The sequence below is a fragment of the Streptomyces sp. NPDC057253 genome (assembly GCF_042669125.1).
Classification (GTDB): domain Bacteria; phylum Actinomycetota; class Actinomycetes; order Streptomycetales; family Streptomycetaceae; genus Streptomyces.
Map to the genome: position 1 here is coordinate 1 of NZ_JBHUXV010000298.1, position 1,592 is coordinate 1,592.

Consider the following 1,592-nt stretch of genomic DNA (forward strand, 5'->3'; position numbering starts at 1 on the left):
ACCGTCCCCATCGGTACCCGGACCCTCTTGCGCACCTCAGTCCCGCACTCCAAGAATCGCCACATAAATCAACGAAATAGGTTAAAACGACCTCTAAGAGGTCGTTTCCTTTGGTGATGGTCCTGGTGAGGGCTCGCACCGGTAGGTGTGCGGGTGATCGCCGTTGAGCCGTTGATGTCAGCGAGTGGCCTCATAATGCGCGGCATGAGTGAGCGTTACGAGATCGTCTTGTCCTGCTTCCTGCGCAGCGACACCCCAGAGGCTGAGCTGGCAGCCTGCCGTTGGCATCTGGGCCTGGACTCCCACTGCCCGGAGGGCCTTGACGAGGAGAAGCATCCTTGGCCGCTGTTCCTTACGTATCCCAGCAGTGAGCTGCCGGGAGGAGACATGGCGACCATGCGGAGATCGGAGAGGGTGGACGAACTCGGCCGTCCGATGTGGGAAGTCTTCGCGCGCAACTACTCGATCGACGACAATCTGCCGCTGCTTGATGCCGTGCTGACACTGGTGGCTCCGCACATCGCGGTCCCGGGGTACGGGGGCTATCTGCGGCACGAGTACGACACGGAGCCGACCGTGTTCGTGTTCCGGGATGCGGACTACGCCCAGGTGTCGCTTGGGCAGGTCAGCTGATCGGGGCCAGGGACGTGCGGTGTTGGGTGAGCCGACGGCAACCGATGAGGGCCGCGGCGATGGCGACGAAGGAGAGGAAGTGTTCGGCCTTGCGTTCGTAGCGTCGGTGGAGGCGTCGGCAGCCGGCCAGCCAGGACACGGTTCTCTCGACCACCCAGCGGTGTCGGCCCAGCCGCTGTGGAGACTCGATGCCCTTGCGGGCGATGCGAGGACGGATGCCCCATTGGCGCAGCCATCGCCGCAGGTGGTCGTAGTCGTACCCCTTGTCGGCGTGCAATTTCGCCGGCTTCCGGCGCCGGGGCCCGCGGCGGGATCGGATGGGTGGGATGCCGCGCACGAGCGGCTCCAGGCCCAGGCTGTCGTGCATGTTCGCGCCGGAGATGCCCAGGGACAGCGGCAGCCCATTGCGGTCGCAGATCAGATGGATTTTCGATCCCAGTTTGCCGCGGTCAGTCGGATTCGGTCCCGTCAGTGGCCCCCTTTTGCGGCCCGCAGACTGACCGAGTCGATCGCGCATCGGGACCAGTCCAGCTCGCCCCGCGCTCCGAGTTCGTCGAGGATCACGCGGTAGAGCCTGGCCCAGAGCCGGTCCCGGCTCCACTGGGTGAACCGGCGGTAGACCGTGGGCCAGGCCGGGCCGAACACCGGCGGCAGTTGCCGCCAGGTGCAGCCCGACGTCGCCACGAAGATGATCGCCGCCAGGGCTTCGCGGTCACCCGCTCGACGCCGACCACCGCCCTGCGGACGTATCACCACCGTCGGCGGCACCACCCGCCGGAACAGCACCCACAACTCGTCCGGGACCAGCCGCTCAACCAGATCCGCCATGCACCGATCAACGAACGATCACACCAAAGGAAACGACCTCTAAGAGGTCGTTTTAACCTATTTCGTTGATTTATGTGGCGATTCTTGGAGTGCGGGACTGAGGTGCGCAAGAGGGTCCGGGTACCGATGGG

2 protein-coding genes are annotated in these 1,592 nt (G+C 65.0%); one reads left to right on the forward strand and one right to left on the reverse strand.

What is annotated here, in order from left to right; translation table 11 throughout:
* Window positions 1-204 precede the first annotated feature (204 nt).
* On the forward strand, window positions 205-633 hold the full coding sequence (locus tag ACFULQ_RS49085) for a hypothetical protein (RefSeq protein WP_383558353.1): 429 nt from the start codon (window positions 205-207) through the stop codon (window positions 631-633).
* Here ACFULQ_RS49085 and ACFULQ_RS49090 read toward each other — a convergent pair.
* Window positions 626-1,461 (reverse strand): IS5 family transposase gene (locus ACFULQ_RS49090; protein WP_383558356.1). Its coding sequence is split into 2 segments (ribosomal slippage): window positions 626-1,111 and window positions 1,114-1,461, totalling 834 coding nucleotides; the frame shifts between segments, so codons are not numbered across the junction. The genes ACFULQ_RS49085 and ACFULQ_RS49090 overlap by 8 nt on opposite strands.
* Between the last annotated feature and the right edge of the window lie 131 nt (window positions 1,462-1,592).

Coding starts and splice junctions, on each gene's coding strand:
- ACFULQ_RS49085 (WP_383558353.1), top strand. CDS start 205: ATGAGTGAGCGTTACGAGATCGTCTTGTCCTGCTTCCTGCGCAGCGAC.